Genomic DNA, 17,615 nt, shown 5'->3' with positions numbered 1-17,615 from the left:
TTTGCAATAACAGACCTGAGAAATCTAATTATAAACCAAAGTTACGGATGATAGAATGCCCGGTTTCTTTACCTTTGCAAGGTTTGGGACCATGGGCGCTCTCCGTACGGTTTATATTAAGGGAACCACGTTCCCTTCCTTTCTCAGGAGGTGTTATTGCGTACGGGGAGCCTCCATATCCTGGTCTTCCTTTAAGTTTTCATTGCTTTAAAACCTTTTAAACTTAAAGCAATGAAAAACAGAGACACCAGCACCATCCTTCAAATCTTCTGCCCAACTCCTGTTACGCATTTCATGGATGATCTGCTTCTCAACAGGAACGGCCCATCTGGTTAATCTTCATTTTCTCAGGACACAACGGAAACCCTCCCTACCGTCCATATTTTTCCAAGTTTTAACTGCATTTACTTCAGGATTTCATCCTGCAGGCCATGCCATGTCCAAAATTTTAAACTATCCACCATTAAATCCAACATCATGATCAACGTTGCACTCATCGAGAAATATTACCTGGAACTCATTTACAGGCTCATCCTGAAAAGGATTGCCAAAGGTTACACCACAACACAACTATCCCATATCATCGCCAGGGAGGCAGATTTCATGGATGCCATTGAAATGCTGCAGTTTCCCCTAAAGTCCGATATTGAATTGCAGGAAATAGCCTGGGCACTGGGCGAAGAAGACATCCGGGTATTCCAGCCCAGGCATCAGGAAAAGACGCTGCTCCATGTCATTATGGAGAAAGAGGTTTACCGGCATACCCGTATCCATTCCTGCGACATCATTATGCCCAGTAGAAATAAAGAACGTCCTTTTTTCCTTCTTCAGGAAAACCTTACAGAACAGTCCAGACTATTGGACTGAGCTGATAAAACGCTCATGTAACATTCCAGCTGAAGGTCGCGAATTAAGCTTGTCTAAGGAAAACGTGCTTTAATGAATTGCAATCCAACGAAAATGCGCTTTTGATGAATCGTTCTCCACTCATTTAACGCTCAATAGATCAGAACTAACAGTTATTTATCATCATATTTTTAACAATGGCAGAGAAAAACAGTATAGGCAGAAAAATTGCACGTGTAAGGGAATTGCGTGGAATTAAACAGGAAGGATTGGCGATTGACCTGGGTTTAACCCAACAGGCCATGTCAAGATTGGAGAAGAATGAATCTATTGACATAGAAATGCTTAGAAAAATAGCTAAAGCTTTACAGGTACCGGTACAGATTATTGAAAACTTTGATGAGCAGATGCTGATCGATTATTTCGACGATGGGGGGCATTCCAGCTTTAAATGTAATTTTAAGCTCCTCGATAAAGTCTGGGAATTGTATGAACGGTTGATCCTCACAGAAAGGGAGAAAAATGAGCTGCTCAGGCAGGAAAGATAACCATCCTGCAGGAAGCATTTTCCGGTTACCCGATAAGATTACAGGTAACCGGGTTTATGAATTCCCACCATAGAAGTAGGCGATTGATGAGATATACTTCAATATAATTAATGTCAATAACTAACTATTATTCATCTAACTACATTAGATTTCCTGCGAAATCAAGCTATTATATTTTTATAAATGGACTTATTGTGAGCTCCGCGGGAATGCCTAACAATTCCATTTCGTCGTTAAACTTTTGGATATGGATGGCATAATTTCCATTGGACTTTGGCCTTTGACAATTTGCTACAACTCCAGAAATGGCACTGAGGCTATTAACTGGGTAGTTTGCAGCATATGTGGTGATGGTTTGAATTAGTTGATCTCTTCCTCCTCCAAGCCAATTTTTATAATTACGGTCTTTCAATTCGATAAATATAACCTTGTTCTCGTAAGATAGCATACCATCACAGCGACTTTGCATGGCTCCAGCTTCATCTAAAATATTCAGACAATTGTCTATTGCATAAAATTCAGCCACTTTGAGATTTGGATTGTCAACAGTTGCGATCCATTTAGTTGAATCCGCTTCATCAATATAAGCTGGATTTTTTGCCGGATCCGGATCATCACACAACCCAAATTTTGCACTTGAAGAATCTGATTTGCAAGGTTGGAAAAAAAAATCTATTTGCATTGCTTTTCGATATCCAATAGGTTTGAAAACTGTTCATTGAATTCCTCTAAACTGTTATTGAGGTAATTCTCATCTGATGGCAAGCCTTTATAATCCTCGAGTTTGATGATATTCCCTCTTCCATCAAGCTCATAAACAATTAAATCTGATGGCTTTAACCTTGCTTCTACAGGTACAATTTTATTCAGTTCATCCTCAAGCTCAAACCTGTTTCTAGCATTGGAAAGCTTATTTGAAACCAGTGCAGCTTTAACTGCCAAGGTCAATCCATTAAGAATGTAAGGACTATGGGTTGTCATCATCAGCTTATTTCCTGGCATTGCATTATTAAATTCTAATAGTGAAATAGTTATTTTCCACTGCGATTCTGGAAATAAGTTTTGCTCAGGCTCTTCCACAATATTGATAAATGCTGTCTTATTGAACTTAGAAGAAAGTTCAGAAAGTGCTATTCTTCTTTGCTCATCACTTAAGGTTTCATCAGCCCATATTGCGGATATACCGCTGCGGAATCTCTCTTGTTCATCGATACTTACTGCACTATGAACTGCCTTGTTACGTGTCACTCTTGTGAGATAACTGGTAACCAAATACAATGGAACAATGGACTGAAATCCACTTGAAGATTCGCTTAAAGCTAATCTGTAGTTATCGCCTTTGATGTATAAGGCATTTTCAGTTGGGTCGTATTCTAAACTGGCGTTGTTAATTGGTAACTTAATCTCTTTTGACAAATTTCTTTTTGAGTTCTCCAATTCGGTCAATAATTCTACAAGTGCCTCAGAAAAAAGACGCTGGGATCTCAGGTCGTCAACTGTACTCAGGAAATTTCTTTCAGCTGGTACATACATAATCTGCGGCAGATCATAACTGGTGTTTTCTATTTTTTGGATGTGCAATCTTCGTCCAGTAAAATTCATATGGTATGCATCGCCCTTATAAGAGATTTCAGAATCATGATACAACTTGAAGACTACAGTATCCCCTTCCTCCTCCTTTTTGAAATGCAGGTAGTTTTGAATTTTATGGTAGGTAAGATATTGAGAAAAACGATCCTTGTTCTCAAAGTATTCTGGTTGATAGTCCCCACGGACCAGGGCTTTTTCAATCCAAGTAAAAGTAGAGATAAGCTTCGCAACCGTACTTTTTCCACTCCCCTGGTTCCCCATAAATAGCGTAACCTTCCTAATATCCAGGTATCCATCATCTTCAGCATAACCTTCTTTGATTGGTCCGAAGTTCTTAATTCTAATTTTACTCATAGCGTATGTATTTCATGCACTTTAAGCTATCAAAACTAGTCAATATGACTGGTAAACTAAAGTCCATATATAGGTTATTATCCAATTATTTTTTATCATTAAGGCTATAAATTGTCTACTTAATTTGCATCTTTCGTAGCTAGGTTTTTGATCCACTTTCTTGTAGTCGGCCTTAATTAATATCTACAGTTCATGAGTCATGAACTGTAGAATGAGGTGAACAAATCACATACAGTGAAAACAAAACTGATGAATACGAGATTACAACAAGTAAACTGACGGGTAAATACCAAAGAATCTATTCCGTTGCAACCCCCGGTCCCCATTCTGTGATGATTCGAGGCATCGTTGGTGACTGCTCGGAAAAAAGCCCAGTAGATACCCAGTAGATACGCACTAAAATCTATGTTTTCCTATGCTGTTGCCAGGAAACAACTGGCTGTAAAATGAGTATCTACTGATAGTTTGCCCAAGCACGTTCTAACTAGTCGTCGGGCAATAGCTAACCACTCCCCATATACTGGTCATTGACAGAACTGCCGGAAAGTAAAGCGCTTAATTTATCCATATAATTGTTACAACAACGATCAGGAATACCTGAAAAAAATTAACTTTGCCTTATCTTCTCATTTTATCTTAATCACATTGAAAAAGGCGCTCAAAATCACAGGGATAACTATTCTTTCTATTCTTCTGCTTTTATTTATTATTCCTTATCTATTACCCGATACCATTGCCAGGGAAGTGCAGAAGTGGGTAAACAAGAATATCAGGGGAGAAGTGAAATTTGAGAAGTCCAGCCTTTCTTTTTACCGGCATTTCCCATCGTTGACCTTCAGTCTGCACGAATTTATCCTAAAAGGAGCGGCTCCTTTTGAAAAGGACACCTTACTCTATTCCAAAGAAATCTCTTTCCGTATCAATCTCAGTACGATATTTTCGGAACAGATCCAAATAGACCAGGTGGCTATAGACCAGGCGAATATCAATGTTGAAGTAGATGAAAAAGGGAATGCCAACTATGCTGTTTTTGAAAGTTCTGCGCCGCAGGAAGAGAAAACCGACAGCAGTTCGACTGCCATAAAAATTGCAGGAATTTTTATCAACAAGAGTAACCTGGTGTATAACGACCGCTCTATACCGATGAAAATCAATGCCAAAGACCTGAATTACTCAGGTAAAGGAGATTTAAGCAAAGCAATATTCGATCTGGCCAGTAAGGCAGATATTGCCTCACTGGATGTGTACTATGGTAATGAAGCCTATTTATTGAATAAAAAGATCAATGCAAGGCTGCTCACCAAGATCAACACCAACTCACTCGACCTCATGTTCAATGAGAACGACCTGCAGATCAATTCCCTGCCAATCCGTTTTATAGGTAAGTTTTCCTTTATCAAGGACGGCTATGACATTGATTTCAAAACCATGGCCAAAGAGACCGACCTTCATAATATTTTCACGGCCCTGCCATCGGCTATTGCCGACCGGATGGAAAAGACCAATATCAAAGGTTACGCAGAGATCAAAGCCTCCTTAAAGGGAAAATACCTCGCGAAAGACAGCATCATGCCCACACTGGCATTTAACATGAAAATTAGGGACGGATATATATCCAATCCCAAAGCACCCGAACCGGTCAGCAATTTATACCTGAACCTGCAGACCAAAGTTCCCTCTTTAAACCCGGATAGCCTGGTACTGAATATGGACAGTTTGTATTTTACCATGGGCAAATCGTATGTAGCTGCAGTAGTGAAATTAAAAGGACTTCAAGCTCCTGAACTGTATATCAAATCGCGCGCCGATATCGACCTGGAGAAATGGGCAAAAGTATTCAGTCTGGATCAGTTAAGGGGACAATATACCATGAACGTTAAAGCGGAAGGCAAATACACCAAAAAAGTCGTACGCAGCGGGGTGAGACAAGTTGATACCGTGATTGCCAGCATTCCTGCTTTCCAATTAACGGCTTCCCTGAAGAACGGATATTTCAAATACGCCTCCTTGCCTGCCGCAATTGACAAGATCAACTTCAGCATCAGGGGAAACAATGCAGATGGCAATTATAAAAACACCAACCTGGAGATCCGCGATCTTCATATCGAGGCTTTATCAAATTATATCAAAGGATTTGCGAGCGTACAGACTTCAGCCAATATGCCGGTCGACCTCAAACTGGATGCCTTGCTTAACTTTGCCGATATCAAAAGTTTTTATCCTTTAACCGGTATTGACCTGGAAGGGAAACTTACCCTCAGCGCGACCAGTAAAGGCGGTTACAACAAGGCGAAAAAACTGTTTCCTGTCACTGCGGCTACCATTAACCTCACAGAGGGAAAGATCAAGACCACACATTTCGATCAGCCATTGGAAAAAATCAATATCAATGCATTGCTCAGCAACCGTAACGGCAGTTTAAGCGGAACACAGCTGAATATAAAACCGATATCATTTGCGATGGCCGGACAGCCTTTTATGCTGAAGGCAGACATCAAAAACTTTGACAACGTGAATTATAATGTGACTTCCAAAGGGCGGATCGACATCGGAAAGATGTACCAGCTTTTTGCCCTGAAAGGCTATCAGGTGAAAGGCTCCATATATACCAATGTGGCCCTTAAAGGAAGACAGAGTGATGCTGTTGCCGGAAGATACCAACGGCTGAACAACAAAGGCCGTATCGTCATCCGACAGATGAAGCTGAATTCAGACCTCTTCCCGAAATCCTTTTTGATCAGCAATGGGGTGTTCTCATTTTATGAAGATAAAATGAAGTTTGAAAAGTTTGCTGCCAGCTATGGCCAATCCGATTTCAGTATGGATGGTTACCTGGGAAATGTGATCAGCTATGTGTTGACACCTAAGGCCAAACTGACCGGTAACTTTAACCTGAACAGCAGGAAGCTATTTGCCAATGAATTTATGGCCTACAATGCAACAGGTGCTCCAACAACAGGCAGTACCACGACAGGGGTGATCCTGATCCCTGAAAACCTGGATGTAACCCTGAATGCAAATGCAGCCGCGGTATATTATGACGACCTGGAAATCAAGGAAGCCAAGGGCACTCTGCATATCCATAACGGTACATTGAAGTTGCAGCAAACCAGCTTCAACCTCATTGATGCTGCTGTAGGAATGGATGCGACCTATACCAGCCTGAATCCTAAAACTGCCGCCTTCGACTATCACATTTCTGCAAAAGAATTTGATATTGCCAAGGCGTATAAACAACTAAAAATATTCCGTGAACTGGCCAGTTCAGCTGCCAAAGTAAAAGGCATTGTAGGTTTGGATTATCAGCTTTCAGGTAAACTCAACAAAGATATGGCCCCAATTTATCCTTCCCTAAAAGGCGGCGGGGTACTTTCCTTGAAAAAGATAAGCCTCAGCGGTTTTAAACTGATGAATGCAGTGAGTAAAGCCACCAAACGGGACAGCCTTTCGAATCCTGACCTTTCGGAGGTGAATATAAAGACGACCATCAACAGGAATATCATTACCATTGAACGTTTTAAAATGCGGATTGCAGGATTCAGACCACGCTTTGAAGGCCAGGTGAGTTTTGACGGGCGACTGAATTTAAGCGGAAGGATTGGCCTTCCTCCATTCGGACTGATAGGGATTCCTTTAAGCATCACCGGAACACAGGAGAAACCTAAAGTAGCTCTAAAAAGAAATAAGGAAGGGAAACTGGAGGAGGAAGACGAAGCGACTTAATCGAGCAATTGTAACCTCAGGACCTGTTAAGTTTCGATTTTACTTTGTGAATTCTATCTCGTACATCTTAGGCCATAACTTCCCTGTAACCATGATTTTTTTTGTATCCGGATTATAGGCAATACCGTTCGTTTCCTGTGCATCGGGGTTGATACGCAAAGCTTCATTCTTAAAGCCGGTGATGTCCAGCTTACCTTTTACTTTTCCGTCTGCAGGATCTATTTTGACGATTTCATCAGTGGTCCAGATATTGGCATAAATAAACCCATCAATATATTCAAGCTCATTTAAGTTGGGCAAGGCATACCCATTTTCTGTTACCGGAAGTGTTTTGATCAGCTGAAAGTTATCCGGATTTATATAACTTAGATTTGCCGTTCCATCACTCATGATGATCTGGGTACCATCCGTCGTGAGCCCCCAGCCTTCCTTATTCGCAAAACTGTACTGCCCCGTTTTCCTGAATGTCTGTGCATCATACACAAAACAAAGCTGGTTCTTATAGGTCAGCTGAAAGAGTTTATCCTTCAGGAATACAATCCCCTCACCGAAATAGGTGTTCCTGTCGAGTTTGATCTTCCCGTCAATCTCTCCACTCTTCCGGTCTACTACACCAACCACAGATTCCGTATTTTTCATGCCCTCGGGGGAACCGGTACTTTCATAAAGCAATCCGTTATGGAACAGGAATCCCTCTGTGAATGCATTGACACTATGCGGATAACTGTTGACAACCGTGTAATTGATGGTAGCCACTGCTTCAGCCGTAGCGGTATCAGTGGTTTCTTTCTGACCAGATTGGTTCCCCGTACACCCCAGTAAACTGAGCAGGGGCAGCAGATATAAGATGTTCTTCATGGTGTTTAATTTTTTTGTGCAGCCATAGCCATTTTTACAGACTAGCCATGAATGGCTTCTTTGTTTCCATAACTCTGGATCAGTTCTCCTTCAAATTCAAGCCATTCTTTCCATCGCTTGTCTACGTCTACATCCACACTGTACTTCCGGGCGAAATTCAGAAAAGTAGTGTAATGTCCCGCTTCAGAAACCATCAGGTCATGGTAAAATTTTGCCAGTTCCTGGTCTTTGATATTCTGGGAGAGTACACGGAAACGTTCACAGCTTCTTGCCTCTATCATGGCTGCAAATAACAGGCGGTCGACAAATGCATTGTTCCTGCTTCCATCCTTACGGCTGAACTTGACCAGCTGCCCTACATAATCGTCCTTACGCTCACGCCCCAGGGTATAACCACGTTGTTTAATGATCTCAACCACCATTTGGAAATGCTGGAGCTCTTCAATAGCGATAGCTGTCAGCTCCTCCACGAGGTCCATATGCTCAGAATTATTGGTAATCAGGGTAATGGCATTCGTTGCCGCTTTTTGCTCACACCAGGCATGGTCGGTTAAGATTTCTTCCAGGTTTGATTCCGCTACGTTTGCCCAGCGCGGGTCGGTTAATAATTTTAATCCAAGCATGAGGTTTTAATAAATTCTTAGCCCCCAAAATTAAGAATAATCCTGATGTTCTGGAATTATGCAGTAAAAACATCTATTTTGCACTTTATGGGTAAAAAAAGAATCCTGATTATTGGCTTGGTATGGCCTGAACCTACCTCATCGGCAGCAGGAACGAGAATACTGCAGCTAGTCAACCTGTTGTTGTCGGGCGAGTACGATATCATTTTTGCCTCTGCAGCTTCAAAGACTGAGTTTAGCTTCCATTTAACAGGTATAGGGGTCACGGAAAAAGAGATTGTATTGAACGACAGCAGTTTCAATACTTTTCTGAGGTCGGTTGATCCGGCTATTGTCGTGTTTGACCGTTATATGGTGGAAGAACAATATGGCTGGAGGGTACAGCAGGAATGCCCGAACGCATTGAGGATACTGGACACGGAAGACCTGCATTGTTTACGTTATGCCAGGCAGCAGGGCATAAAGTCCGGACAGCCCTGGCGTACCGAAGACCTGTTTACCGATACTGCCAAACGCGAAATCGCAGCTATTTTACGATGTGACCTTTCCCTGGTCATCTCGGAAACGGAAATGGATATCCTGCGGGAGCAGTTCCGGATCGATCCATCCCTGATTTACTATTTACCCTTTCTGGAGGAAGAAATCACAGAAAAAGTACAGTCCGGCTGGACACCTTTTGAGCAGCGCGAAGGTTTTATATTCATCGGCAACTTCCTGCATGAGCCCAACTGGCATACCGTTCAGGTGCTAAAGAACAAAATATGGCCGGAATTAAAAAAGAAACTACCGGAAACAGGACTTCATATTTATGGTGCCTATACCTCCCAAAAGGTCATGCAATTGCACAACGACAAAGAAAGATTTTTTGTCCATGGCCGGGCGGCAGATGCCAGGCTGAGCATTGCAAAACACCGCATTATGCTGGCCCCGATTCAGTTTGGTGCGGGGCTTAAGGGAAAATTCATCGATGCCATGCAGACAGGCACCCCCTCAGTGACCACCATTGTCGGCGCTGAAGCCATGCATGGCCACCTGGAATGGAGTGGGGCAATTGAAGAGGATACCGCTACTTTTATTGCACAAGCCATTAAGCTATACCAGGATAAAACCTCCTGGCTCAACGCACAGGAAAAGGGGGTATCCATGATCAACGAACGTTACGGAAGACTAAAGTTCGGTACTTCATTTATAGCGGCCCTGCATACACTTTCAGCAAACCTAAGCAGCCACCGTCAGCGAAATTTCTTCGGACAGATTTTACAGCACCATACCGCGAATAGCACAAAATATATGTCGCTTTGGATAGAAGAAAAAAACCGGGTAAAACAATAGCAGTACCGCTAGGCAACAATGGTCCTGAAAGTCAGGTTTACCCTGGGTTTGCTGATTAACTTTGTCGGAGGAAGACGGTGCAGCCAATGGGTTTGTGTTGCACCTTTCATGACCAGCAGACTCCCGGGTTCAAGTACCAAAGACACAGTCTCTTTACTTTCCTTGTGTTTAAAAGCGAATTTACGGGCTGCTCCAAAACTCATTGAACCAATGGCTCCGTTTTTCTTCAGGTCTTTTTCGCCATCACTATGCCATGCCATCCCCTCCTCCCCACTATGGTATAAATTCAGGAGACAGGAGTTGTATTGCTCCCCTGTTTTCTCTTCCGCAATGACCTTTAATTCCAGCAACACCGCAGTCCAGGGGAGGGCTGTTTTGGTATGGTTGGAATAGGTATACTCAAAATCCAGGTCTCCATACCAGGCCACCTTTCTTTTAGTGAGGATACGCTTCCCAAAGATCACGGCCTCATCATTTTTCCATTCAATCGTATCCAGCAGTGTCTTCAGGTAATGGTCAGATTTTTCCGGGGAGAATAACTGCCCATAATAATTCACAATACCACCTTTTGGCAGTAAATTCCTTTTTTCTTCTGCTTCACCAAATAAATCCATCATTCCATTTTAATATTTCCAGACCTGTAGGTACCAATTGCCCGGTAACACAATTTACCTATATCAGGTTACATATATCGGGATTTTATTGTCCTTGCCCTCATCAATTTTGTATTTTTACACGATCCAACAACATTACAATACATGAAAATAGCCGTAGCCTCCCCTCCGATTCCAGAATCTATACAAGATGGTTTAGTTCAGCTGGAAAAACTGGTCAAAGCAGCTGCCGAAGGACAGGCAGAAATTATCTGTTTTCCGGAATCCTATTTACCAGGTTATCCGGGTATGCCTTATACCGAAGCCGACCGTTCCGCTGAGCAATTGCAAATAGCACTCGACCGGGTCTGCCAAATCGCTGCAACATATGGAATAGCAATTATTGTTCCGATGGACTGGCACTTTGAAGAAGGCATTTTCAACCTGGCCTATGTCATCTCTGCCAAGGGGGAAATATTAGGCTATCAAACAAAAAACCAGCTGGATCCTTCGGAAGACCAGATCTGGATTCCGGGAAAAGAACGCCATCTATTTGAGGTCAACGGACTAAAATTTGGCATTGCCATCTGCCATGAAGGTTTCAGGTACCCTGAAACGGTGAGATGGGCAGCACGTAAGGGTGCACATGTGGTCTTTCATCCGCATTACAGCGGAAGTGATACAGAAGGCATGAACCTGACGGAATGGGGAAGCAAAGAAAACCCATATTATGAAAAAGCCATGCTCATGAGGGCACTGGAGAATACCATTTACTTCGCCAGTTCAAACTATGCCTGCCAGTATCCTGAATCGGCCAGTGCGGTCATTGCACCCGATGGTACTTGTATAGTCCATGAAAGCTATAGGAAGCCGGGGATAATTTTTGCTGAGCTTGATCCGGCTTTGGCGACCGGTTTTCTGGCCAACAGGTTTAAGGAAGAACTTTATCACTAAGTAAAGCAGGCACTTACCTATTTTAATCAAATAAAGATATCTACACATCAAAACATCTTAGTATCATTGCGTCCTGATATAAAGACCTATTGATAGGAAACCCTGGTGATTTTCAGTATCAACACCTGAAACAGGAAAATCACCAGGGCTTCATGACCAAAAAACAAATACTGAAAATGAAAACTATAGCTGTTATCAACCATAAAGGTGGCACAGGAAAAACGACATCAACCCTCAATATTGGCGCAGGGTTAGCACGTCTGCAGAAAAAAACCCTGCTGATTGACATTGACCCCCAATCCAACTTAACAGAAGGTTTAGGATTCCGGGATATCACGCATTCCATATACGACAGTATTAAAAATGACGCACCCCTCCCTATTGAAACCATTAGCGAATACCTGCATATCGTTCCTTCTTCACTGGACCTGCTGGGATCTGAAATTGAGCTGGTTTCCCGACTGGGCAGGGAAACCATCCTGAAAAGGCTCCTGAAAGCTGTAGAAGGAAAATACGATTATATACTGATTGATTGTGCCCCCGCGTTGGGAATGCTGACCGTCAATGCCCTGGTGGCAGCGGATACCGTCCTGATCCCTCTGGAAGCAGAATATTTCGCCTACAGGGGAATAGACCGCCTGGTATCCATTATTTCTGATGTACGTACACATTACAATGAAAACCTAACCATCGGTGGAGTGTTTGTGACGAAGATCAATCCGAGAAGGGTGATTACGGAACAAATTACAGAAAGCATTAAAAAGTATTTTAATGACAAGCTGTTTGATACGTCAATAAGGATCAATGTTGCACTGGTAGAAGCACAGTTAAAAGGGATAGATGTATTTGAATATGCACCTGCATCAAATGCGGCGGTGGATTATGCAAATCTGGTGGATGAAATATTAGTAAAATTATAAGGTTATGGCAAAGAAAAATTTAGGCGACATAGAAGACAATAATAAAAATTTAGGCGGGGTATCCGCCTTATTCAACTCTCCAATCAAGGACAATAATCCAAAGGAAGTTAAACAAACGCCATTACCGGAAGAAGAAATTGTTACTTATCCTTTACGGTTGAAGAAAAGCTCGCTAAAGGCATTAAAGATCATGGGCGCACAACAGGGAATCACGGTTAAAGACCTTATATTATCCGTAATCGAGAAGGAGTACGACCTATAACCTTAAAAACACATCTTATTTTACAACAAAAAGACCGTTCTTTTGACAGAACGGTCTTTTTTTTTACTAATCCTAGTAAATTTTTTCGATTACAATCACAAACATACAACAATTAACATCATTTAAACACAAAAACATACAAAAAACAAATTAATCACTAAAACAAACCAGAATACAACCAAACAAAAGATCAAAAAACTAAATTAACACCAGTATTAAAACAAAAAAACTCTTCCTCACCATTGATATTTTCTTTATTATTCTCTTTTTTTTGAAAACTATTCAGCTTTCGTCAATTTTTATAAAATATGCTCTTAGATAGGTAAAATCAAGCATTTTCATCTCGCTAACATTACTTATATTCTACATACTTCCTATAAAAAAGTATAATCAAAAGGAATACTTACATAAAAAGAGTATTAAGTATTGTAAAACTTATTGATTTATTTATTAAGTTTGGAATACAATAAATCTGTATGCCACTAATCAGTAAAAATGGAGACCTGCTCAGGATTGATATCATAAAGAATCTTTATTATAAAAATCCGCTATCGTTAATCGAACTCACCAAACTGACAAAGAAGAGTTTACCTGTAGTCACCAAGGCGGTAAACAACCTGGTGACTGAGGGATATGTCATGGAACAGGGCTTAGCCCCTTCCACAGGCGGAAGAAGGGCCTCACAGTTCCTCCTGAACACCGCAAAGAATAAATACATCATTTCTGTCGCCATGGATCAGCTGATTACCCGCATGACCATTTACGATCTGGCCAATCAAATCATCCTGCCCGTCAAATCGCTGGACCTGGTCATTGCCACTGATCCGGATGCGCTGGAAAAACTGGTTTCATTTATAGATAGCCATACCACCTCATCAGGTATAGACAAAAAAAACATTCTTGGCATCGGAATCGGTATGCCCGGTTTCATCAATTTGGAGGAAGGAATAAATTATTCCTATCTGATTCCTGAGAATGGGATCACCCTTAAAAAGTATCTATCTGACCAACTTGGATTGCCCGTATATATTGACAACGACTCCAGCCTGATCGCCCTTGCTGAATTACGTTTTGGCGCTGCGGTAGGCATGTCAGATGTACTCGTGGTGAATATTGGCTGGGGAACCGGTCTAGGAATGATCCTGAAGGGGGAACTTTACCGGGGCAGCAGCGGTGATGCCGGGGAGTTTAGCCATATTCCCCTGTCAAATACCAATATCCTATGCTTCTGCGGGAAACGCGGATGCCTGGAAGTGGAAACGTCCTTATTGGTGATGACCCAGAAAGCAACTGCACAAATTGCAGAAGGTGCCGCTTCCAGTATGGCTGAGCTTTTCAAGGATGACAGTAAAGATATTGGTGAACACTTTCTGGATGCAGCACGTAATTATGACCCACTGGCTGTTTCCATCCTTTCTGATTCGGCCTTTACCCTGGGTAAGGGGCTCGCTACACTGATACACATTATGAATCCAAAAAGTATTGTCCTCAGTGGCAGGGGCGCTATAGCAGGAAAGATTTTCCTTCCACCTATACAGCAGGCCATCAATGAATTCTGCATGCCGAGAATGGCTAACCATACTTCCATCATCATATCAGAACTTGCGGCCAATGCGGAATTGCTGGCCGCAGCAAGCCTTGTCATAGAACACCATCAATTTAAATAAATATAAAAACCACTACTAACTAAACACCCCCAACTTACAAACAATTAACTAAATCTTAACTAACATGAAGAAAATCTACTCACTGTGTATGAGTGTTTTATTGTTATCCCTCCTGACAATAAATGCCTATGCACAAAAAACCGTTTCCGGAACGGTTCGGGACGCCTCAGGTGTACTGCCAGGCGCCAACGTCAAGGTAAAAGGAGCCTCGGGTGGCACCATTACCAATCAGGAAGGTAAATTTACAATCTCTGCCAAACCTACTGATGTGTTAGAAATCAGTATGCTGGGATATAATAAACAAACCATAACTGTAGGGAATCAAACTACGATCAATGTTACTTTAGCAGAAAGCACGAATGACCTGAATGAGGTAGTCGTGACTTCATTGGGTATCAAAAGGGAGCAGAAATCTTTGGGTTACTCTGTTGCAACGGTAACTTCCAAACAACTTACCGAAGCCGGTAATACGAACTTCGCTTCTGCCTTATATGGTAAAGCAGCGGGTGTAAAGATTACTACTGCGCCGGGAGGTGCCAGCAGTGCGGTTAACGTACAGATTCGTGGTGTGAACTCCCTGAGTTACCAACAACAACCTTTATATGTTGTAGACGGGATTATGATCCGGAATGACGCACAAAATGGTGCTGCCGGAGCGAACAATAATAACTACTGGGATGACCAACGGATACGTGGTAACGGTATTCTCGATATCAACCCTGCAGATATTGAGAGCTTAACCATTCTAAAAGGAGCAAGTGCCTCAGCTTTATATGGTTCTGATGCAAACAGTGGCGTGGTTGTAATTACAACAAAAAAAGGACTTAAAGGAAAAGGCTTAGGTATCGATTTTAACTATAACATAGGAATTGAAAAAGCGGCTTTCCTGCCTCAATTTCAGAATGTGTATGGTCCCGGTTATGACCGCGCAAATAACCTTGCTGGCGGAGCAACAGAAGAAGGATGGGTTCCTGATGCGAGTTCACCAACTGGTTTCAGACCTTATTTCAGAGCTTATGCTAACTTCGGCCCCAAAATGGAAGGCCAGCAGGTGAAGTGGTGGGATGGATCCATCCGCTCTTATTCCGCTCAGCCCGATAACTACGCAAATGTTTACGAAACCGGAGTGAATTCCACTGCAAACGTAGCCATCTCTAATCAGACTGATAAAATAGATTACAGGTTCTCTGCTACCAGATTGGATTACAAAGGTACCCAGCCGGGAAATACCATGCAGAAAAATTCATTTAACCTGAACTCGACAGTTAAATTAAGTCCGAAATTAAGTGCGGATGTGATTGTAAGTTATGTGAATACTAAAAATCACAACAGACCTTATCAGTTAGGTCAGGTATTGGGATCTTTCTCCGGATTCTTCAGCAGAACTGAAGATATGGATCTGATGAAAGACAAAGCAATTACAAGTGAAGGTTATAAATATGCATTGTACAATCAGTTAGATCGTCCTGAGCCATTTTTATACAATATCAGAGCGACCAACTTGTTAGATTTCTTCTGGAATCAATTGCGTAACAGCTATGATGAGACAGAGAATCGTTTATTGTCAAGTGCTACATTAAACTGGGCAGTTGCAAATCATGTGAAGTTCAGAACCAGGGTTGGTAATGACTATACCGGAGCAAGAACCCAAAATAAAATGTACAATGAATATCCATTGGTGAATAATGGTGCAACAAGCAGCAGCGGTAATTATGTTTCAACTCAGGGACAGTATTCTGTTCTGTATGGGGACGCGTTATTGACTTATGATAACAAAATTGGAAGTGATTTAACCTTCTCTGCAAGTGGTGGTTTCCAGGGCAGAACAGAGAATTACAACGATATTACAGGAAGTACAGTTAATGGTTTGGTATCAGAAAACTGGTTTAGTTTAAGTAATTCTTATGCTCAGGCGAGTATTACTGAAACAAGAAAAGAACTGGCTAAGTACGCTTATTTAGGAATGGTAAACTTAAACTATAGAAACTATCTATTCCTTGAAGGTACAGCAAGACAGGAGTACGCTTCTACACTACCCACTCAAAACAACGCATACTTCTATCCTTCTGTTAACACCGGATTCGTATTTTCTGAAGCATTTAAAGTGCCGGACTTCTTAAGTTATGGTAAATTACGTGCATCGTATGGTATAGTTGGAAATGCTCCTCCAATGTATGAAGCGAATATTTCATACACACAAACTTCTTTACAAACAATAAATGGCTCTGTTGCTTCACTTACTGGTGGAAGTGGTTATGGTAATAATAACTTGAAACCTGAGATGAAGCATGAAGCTGAATTTGGATTAGAAACAAGATTTCTGAATAATCGTTTTGGATTCGATTTAAGTTATTATACAAATAGGGTTAAAGACCAGTTTCTTCAATTACAAACTTCAGCTGTAGTAGGTGCAACCTCACAATTAGTGAACATTGGCGAAATTGGGAGTAATGGTTTAGAGCTTGCATTGAATGCTTCTATAATCACCGGCAAAGATTTCAAATGGGATGCAAGAGCAAATATCAGTGCTAACCGTTCCAAAGTATATAGCCTGACAACAGGCGTTGATGAAGTTGTATTCTATACAGCAGAACAAAGTACTGCAAAAATAGTTGCTAAAGTTGGAGAACGTCTTGGAAACATCTATGTAAATCCACGTTTAAGAGACGATGCGGGTAACCTTGTGATCAGTGATGATGGCTTATATGTAATGGACAAGACAAGTTATGTCAATGCAGGAAATATCACTCCTAAATCGGTAGGTGGTTTATCCAATACTTTTTCTTATAAAGCATTTTCATTAGATTTTACTATCGATTACAGCCTTGGTTCAAAAATGCTCTCTCCTCCAACCAAATACATGACTGGTGCAGGTATGCTTGAAAATTCATTGCAATACCGAGATTCGGAACACGGTGGTTTAACGTATACTGAAAATGGTAAAACGTATAACGACGGAGTACTGTTGGCCGGTGTAAATCAAAATACAGGTTTGACAAATACAAAAATCATCAGTGCAGCTGAATACTATATGAATACCTACAACTGGGGTTATGATTCCTGGACAGAAGATGGAGCTATTTTCAAAAATAATTATGTGAAAATGCGTGAAGCGACATTGAGTTACAGAATCCCTTCTTCCTTCGCAGATAAATTGCATATCAATAACCTGAGAGTTTCCTTAATAGGAAGAAACCTGTTTTACCTGTACAGAACAATGAAAAATCTAGACCCAGAGGCTCCTATTGGGAACAAATGGTGGTCGCAAGGTGTAGATGTTGGATCTACAGCAGCTTCAAGAAGTTTTGGATTCTCTTTACATGCAAATTTTTAATACATTCTATA

Annotated in this window: 14 protein-coding genes; 9 read left to right on the top strand and 5 right to left on the bottom strand. The window is 41.5% G+C overall.

Going from position 1 to position 17,615, the window contains the following annotated elements; genetic code table 11:
* Positions 1-477: 477 nt before the first annotated feature.
* Positions 478-867, top strand: coding sequence for a hypothetical protein (locus tag ACSBL2_RS06310; protein ID WP_442590828.1), 390 nt, complete (start codon positions 478-480; stop codon positions 865-867).
* 176 nt (positions 868-1,043) lie between these two features.
* Complete coding sequence (locus ACSBL2_RS06305; protein WP_442590827.1) at positions 1,044-1,394, top strand: helix-turn-helix domain-containing protein; 351 nt, start codon at positions 1,044-1,046, stop codon at positions 1,392-1,394.
* 169 nt (positions 1,395-1,563) lie between these two features.
* On the opposite strand, the gene ACSBL2_RS06300 is transcribed toward ACSBL2_RS06305, so the two are convergent.
* Together ACSBL2_RS06300 and ACSBL2_RS06295 are read right to left on the bottom strand one after the other, a co-directional pair.
* A complete protein-coding gene (locus ACSBL2_RS06300) occupies positions 1,564-2,076 on the bottom strand; it encodes a hypothetical protein (protein WP_442590826.1) in 513 nt (170 codons plus the stop codon).
* The gene (locus tag ACSBL2_RS06295; RefSeq protein WP_442590825.1) at positions 2,067-3,338 is read right to left on the bottom strand and encodes an ATP-binding protein; all 1,272 of its coding nucleotides are present in this window, start codon (positions 3,336-3,338) and stop codon (positions 2,067-2,069) included. Before ACSBL2_RS06295 ends, ACSBL2_RS06300 begins: the two co-directional genes overlap by 10 nt.
* Before the next feature lie 645 nt (positions 3,339-3,983).
* On the opposite strand from ACSBL2_RS06295, the gene ACSBL2_RS06290 reads away from it, so the two are divergent.
* A complete protein-coding gene (locus tag ACSBL2_RS06290) occupies positions 3,984-7,061 on the top strand; it encodes an AsmA family protein (protein WP_442590824.1) in 3,078 nt (1,025 codons plus the stop codon).
* A gap of 39 nt (positions 7,062-7,100) precedes the next feature.
* Here the strand turns inward: ACSBL2_RS06290 and ACSBL2_RS06285 are convergent, their stop codons facing one another.
* Together ACSBL2_RS06285 and ACSBL2_RS06280 are read right to left on the bottom strand one after the other, a co-directional pair.
* Positions 7,101-7,919, bottom strand: coding sequence for a glutaminyl-peptide cyclotransferase (locus tag ACSBL2_RS06285; protein ID WP_442590823.1), 819 nt, complete (start codon positions 7,917-7,919; stop codon positions 7,101-7,103).
* Positions 7,920-7,960: 41 nt separating this feature from the next.
* Complete coding sequence (locus ACSBL2_RS06280) at positions 7,961-8,542, bottom strand: tRNA-(ms[2]io[6]A)-hydroxylase (protein WP_442590822.1); 582 nt, start codon at positions 8,540-8,542, stop codon at positions 7,961-7,963.
* A gap of 87 nt (positions 8,543-8,629) precedes the next feature.
* On the opposite strand from ACSBL2_RS06280, the gene ACSBL2_RS06275 reads away from it, so the two are divergent.
* Entirely contained in the window at positions 8,630-9,874 is a 1,245-nt protein-coding gene (locus ACSBL2_RS06275; RefSeq protein WP_442590821.1) for a glycosyltransferase, read from the top strand.
* An 8-nt stretch (positions 9,875-9,882) separates the two neighbouring features.
* Here ACSBL2_RS06275 and ACSBL2_RS06270 read toward each other — a convergent pair whose 3' ends face one another.
* Positions 9,883-10,491, bottom strand: coding sequence for an alpha-ketoglutarate-dependent dioxygenase AlkB family protein (locus tag ACSBL2_RS06270; RefSeq protein WP_442590820.1), 609 nt, complete (start codon positions 10,489-10,491; stop codon positions 9,883-9,885).
* A 141-nt stretch (positions 10,492-10,632) separates the two neighbouring features.
* Here ACSBL2_RS06270 and ACSBL2_RS06265 point away from each other — a divergent pair, with 141 nt between their 5' ends.
* The 5 genes from ACSBL2_RS06265 (at position 10,633) to ACSBL2_RS06245 (ending at position 17,604) form a co-directional block, all read left to right on the top strand.
* Positions 10,633-11,421: a carbon-nitrogen hydrolase family protein gene (locus ACSBL2_RS06265; RefSeq protein ID WP_442590819.1), complete on the top strand. Its 789-nt coding sequence runs from the start codon at positions 10,633-10,635 to the stop codon at positions 11,419-11,421.
* A gap of 176 nt (positions 11,422-11,597) precedes the next feature.
* Complete coding sequence (locus ACSBL2_RS06260; protein WP_442590818.1) at positions 11,598-12,341, top strand: ParA family protein; 744 nt, start codon at positions 11,598-11,600, stop codon at positions 12,339-12,341.
* Positions 12,342-12,345: 4 nt separating this feature from the next.
* Positions 12,346-12,603 carry a hypothetical protein gene (locus ACSBL2_RS06255; RefSeq protein ID WP_442590817.1) on the top strand — a complete coding sequence of 86 codons (258 nt, stop codon included), beginning with the start codon at positions 12,346-12,348 and terminating at the stop codon, positions 12,601-12,603.
* A 476-nt stretch (positions 12,604-13,079) separates the two neighbouring features.
* Complete coding sequence (locus ACSBL2_RS06250) at positions 13,080-14,270, top strand: ROK family protein (protein WP_442590816.1); 1,191 nt, start codon at positions 13,080-13,082, stop codon at positions 14,268-14,270.
* 64 nt (positions 14,271-14,334) lie between these two features.
* Complete coding sequence (locus tag ACSBL2_RS06245; RefSeq protein ID WP_442590815.1) at positions 14,335-17,604, top strand: SusC/RagA family TonB-linked outer membrane protein; 3,270 nt, start codon at positions 14,335-14,337, stop codon at positions 17,602-17,604.
* Positions 17,605-17,615: the final 11 nt, after the last annotated feature.

Source organism: Pedobacter sp. AW31-3R (genome assembly GCF_052180285.1).
Classification (GTDB): Bacteria; Bacteroidota; Bacteroidia; order Sphingobacteriales; family Sphingobacteriaceae; genus Pedobacter.
The sequence above is the reverse complement of the archived record's forward strand: the minus strand, read 5'-3'. Positions and strand labels throughout refer to the sequence as shown.

Coding starts and splice junctions, on each gene's coding strand:
- ACSBL2_RS06245 (WP_442590815.1), top strand. CDS start 14,335: ATGAAGAAAATCTACTCACTGTGTATGAGTGTTTTATTGTTATCCCTC.
- ACSBL2_RS06300 (WP_442590826.1), bottom strand. CDS start 2,076: ATGCAAATAGATTTTTTTTTCCAACCTTGCAAATCAGATTCTTCAAGT.
- ACSBL2_RS06285 (WP_442590823.1), bottom strand. CDS start 7,919: ATGAAGAACATCTTATATCTGCTGCCCCTGCTCAGTTTACTGGGGTGT.
- ACSBL2_RS06265 (WP_442590819.1), top strand. CDS start 10,633: ATGAAAATAGCCGTAGCCTCCCCTCCGATTCCAGAATCTATACAAGAT.
- ACSBL2_RS06275 (WP_442590821.1), top strand. CDS start 8,630: ATGGGTAAAAAAAGAATCCTGATTATTGGCTTGGTATGGCCTGAACCT.
- ACSBL2_RS06270 (WP_442590820.1), bottom strand. CDS start 10,491: ATGATGGATTTATTTGGTGAAGCAGAAGAAAAAAGGAATTTACTGCCA.
- ACSBL2_RS06280 (WP_442590822.1), bottom strand. CDS start 8,542: ATGCTTGGATTAAAATTATTAACCGACCCGCGCTGGGCAAACGTAGCG.
- ACSBL2_RS06250 (WP_442590816.1), top strand. CDS start 13,080: ATGCCACTAATCAGTAAAAATGGAGACCTGCTCAGGATTGATATCATA.
- ACSBL2_RS06305 (WP_442590827.1), top strand. CDS start 1,044: ATGGCAGAGAAAAACAGTATAGGCAGAAAAATTGCACGTGTAAGGGAA.
- ACSBL2_RS06310 (WP_442590828.1), top strand. CDS start 478: ATGATCAACGTTGCACTCATCGAGAAATATTACCTGGAACTCATTTAC.
- ACSBL2_RS06295 (WP_442590825.1), bottom strand. CDS start 3,338: ATGAGTAAAATTAGAATTAAGAACTTCGGACCAATCAAAGAAGGTTAT.
- ACSBL2_RS06255 (WP_442590817.1), top strand. CDS start 12,346: ATGGCAAAGAAAAATTTAGGCGACATAGAAGACAATAATAAAAATTTA.
- ACSBL2_RS06260 (WP_442590818.1), top strand. CDS start 11,598: ATGAAAACTATAGCTGTTATCAACCATAAAGGTGGCACAGGAAAAACG.